This is a genomic window from Streptomyces sp. M-16, assembly GCF_052114405.1.
Taxonomy (GTDB): Bacteria; Actinomycetota; Actinomycetes; order Streptomycetales; family Streptomycetaceae; genus Streptomyces.
In genome coordinates this window covers 1-2621 of sequence record NZ_JBFRER010000267.1, presented here as the reverse complement: position 1 = coordinate 2621, position 2621 = coordinate 1, and the positions used below count along the sequence as shown (strand labels likewise).

Genomic DNA, 2621 nt, shown 5'->3' with positions numbered 1-2621 from the left:
GCGCCGGGCGCGKTCAGGCGGCGGGCGGCCGGGCGTAGCGGTTCGCGGGGCGGGGGAGTCCGAGCAGGCCGCGCAGCGAGGAGGCCCCGTAGGAGCGCCGGAAGACGCCCCGCCGCTGCAGCTCCGGCACCAGGCCGCGGGTGATCGCCGGCAGGTCGTGCGCCAGCACCCCGGGCCGCAGCCGGAAGCCGCTCAGCCCGGCCCGCCGCCAGTCCAGCAGCAGGTCGGCGAGATCGCCGGGCGTACCCGTGAACAGCAGGGCGTCGCTCGTGTACGCCGACCCGTGGACGGAGTCCAGCCGCTGGAGCCGCCGGGCCGCCGCCCCGGGGCGCGCGTCGAGGAAGACGGTCAGTTCCCCGAACACGTGCAGGGGCCGCCCGGTCCGGCCGACCGCCTCCTGGGCGGCCCGGATCCCGGCCACGGCGGCGCGGGCCTGTCCGGCGTCCCGAGCGGTCACGTACCCGAGGTCGGCGGTCCGGGCGAGCAGCGGGTACGCCGAGGAGTCGGCCGCCAGGGCGCTCACCGGCGGCTGTCCCTGCGGGGGACGGGGGGTGATCGAGGGGCCGCGGACGCTGAAGCGGGGTCCCTCGAAGTCGATGTGGTGCAGCCGTTCCCGGTCCACGAAGCGGCCCGTGGCCACGTCCCGGATCTCGGCGTCGTCCTCCCAGCTGTCCCACAGCCGCCGCGTCACCTCGACGTGGTCGGCCGCCTCGGCCCACAGGACGCCGACCGGCTCCGGTGCGGTGCGGCGGCCGAAGTGGCGTGCCTCGTCCGGGCGTTCGGAGATCTGCACGCGCAGTCCGGCCCGGCCGCGGCTGACGTGGTCCAGGGTGGCCACGGCCTTCGAGACGTGGAAGGGCTCGGTGTGCGTGGCGGTCACGCTCGGCACCAGCCCGATGTGCCGGGTCAGCGGCGCGACCCGGGCGGCGACCAGCACCGCGTCGAGGCGGCCCCGGACCAGGTCGGTACGGCCGTCGGCCTCGGCCGGGTCGGTGGACTGCAGGCCGAGCGCGTCCTCGAAGGTGACGAAGTCCAGCAGGCCGGCCTCGGCCTCGGCGACCAGGTCCGCCCAGTAGCGGGCGGTGGTCAACTCGCCGGGCCGGGCGCCGGGTTCGCGCCAGGCGGCCGGATGCCAGCCGGCCCCTTCGAGGGCCACGGCCAGGTGGAGCGGGGCGGGGTCGGATGCGGGCACGGCGGGACTGCCTTCCTGATCGGGCGTGCGGCGGCCGTGGGCGGGGCGCCGCGACGGCGGAGGACGCGATCAGGGACGACAGAGGGAGGCGCAGACCCGCTGGAGGTCGACGTGGGTGCGCGCGTACAGGCGCACCGGCCGGTGCGGGGCGAGCACGGGAGCCGGACGGGGGGCGGGACGACCGCTGATCTGCCACGTGTTCACCGCCACGGCCTTCCTCCCCCTCCGTCCGTGCTCCCGTTCCACCGACGCTACGGGAGACTCCGGCGGCACTCAATGAACCCCGTGTTAAGCCGTGTCACCCCCGGCGCCCGTCGGCCGCCGCCGGGGTGCGCAGGCCGATGAAGACCGGCTCGCGGCGCAGGGTGAACCCCATCGACTCGTACAGCCGGACGGCGTTGGTGTTCTCGGCGGCCGCGTGCAGGAACGGCGTTTCCCCGCGGCCCCGGATCTCCGCGGCGACGGCGCGGACCAGCCGGCCCGCGAGGCCCTTGCCCCGGTGGTCGGGGTGGGTGCAGACGGCGCTGATCTCCRTCCAGCCCGGCGGGTGCATGCGTTCCCCGGCCATCGCGACGAGCCGGCCCCCGTGCCGGATCCCGAGGTACGTGCCCAGCTCGATGGTGCGGGGCAGGAACGGGCCCGGCTCCGTCAGCTCGACCAGCTCGGTCATCTCGGCGACGTCCTCGGGCCCGAGCCGTACGGCCTCCGGAGCGGCCTCGGCCCGGACGCCCCGGCCGTCCAGCTGTACGCCAGGGACGACCCGCACCGCGGTCCAGTCGGGCGGCGGGGTCGGCAGTCCGGTCAGCCACACCGGCTCGTCGGGGCCGATCAGCGCGGCCAGGTCGGCCCAGGCGGCGGGGTCGGCGGGGTCGCCCAGCGCGGCGAACGGGTTCGCGGCCGGCAGGTAGCGGGCGGCCAGACCGCCGGGGGCGGTCTCGGCGAAGGCCCGGTGGGGGCCGGTCAGGGCCGCCCACACCGGGTTGTCCAGGGGGGCGGCGGGGTGCTCGGTGGGCATCGGGTGCGGGGGTCCTTCCATGGGGGTGGTCAACGGCCGCCCCTGACCGCCTTCTTGACGGCCCCGCACGGCGCCAGGAGACTGCGGGGGACAGCGACGGCCAGGGGCAGGGTAAGCCCCGGGGGCAGCGGGGGGCAGGTCGATTTCCGTGACACCGGTACAGACGCCCCGGTCCGGCCCGCGCCGCTGGTGGCTGACCCGACGCCTGCACATCGACCTCCTCCGCGTCAGCAGCGCCACCCGGGGCTGACCCCGGCCCCGCGAGGGCACGCCACCGCGRCACGTCTCACGCCCCCCGGCCCTCACGGCCGGTGCGGCGCGCCCGTACGCCCCGCCCGGCCGTGCCGACCCGTGCCGGCATCCGGCCCCTGCCGGGGCGGACCGGCCGGCCCGGCGGGGCGGCCAGGGTGAGGC

Annotated in this window: 4 protein-coding genes; 1 reads left to right on the top strand and 3 read right to left on the bottom strand. The window is 77.5% G+C overall.

From position 1 onward, the window contains the following. Nucleotides 1-13 precede the first annotated feature (13 nt). The 3 genes from AB4039_RS41940 to AB4039_RS41930 form a co-directional block, all read right to left on the bottom strand. Entirely contained in the window at nt 14-1192 is a 1179-nt protein-coding gene (locus AB4039_RS41940; RefSeq protein WP_266837797.1) for an LLM class flavin-dependent oxidoreductase, read from the bottom strand. Nucleotides 1193-1261: 69 nt separating this feature from the next. Then, nucleotides 1262-1402: a hypothetical protein gene (locus tag AB4039_RS41935; RefSeq protein WP_266837795.1), complete on the bottom strand. Its 141-nt coding sequence runs from the start codon at nt 1400-1402 to the stop codon at nt 1262-1264. An 88-nt stretch (nt 1403-1490) separates the two neighbouring features. After that, nucleotides 1491-2207 (bottom strand): GNAT family N-acetyltransferase, encoded by a 717-nt coding sequence (locus AB4039_RS41930; RefSeq protein WP_442273271.1) that lies wholly within the window; start codon nt 2205-2207, stop codon nt 1491-1493. Between the two features lie 148 nt (nt 2208-2355). Between AB4039_RS41930 and AB4039_RS41925 the strand changes: the two genes are divergently transcribed. Beyond that, nucleotides 2356-2457 carry a putative leader peptide gene (locus AB4039_RS41925; RefSeq protein ID WP_442273270.1) on the top strand — a complete coding sequence of 34 codons (102 nt, stop codon included), beginning with the start codon at nt 2356-2358 and terminating at the stop codon, nt 2455-2457. Nucleotides 2458-2621: the final 164 nt, after the last annotated feature.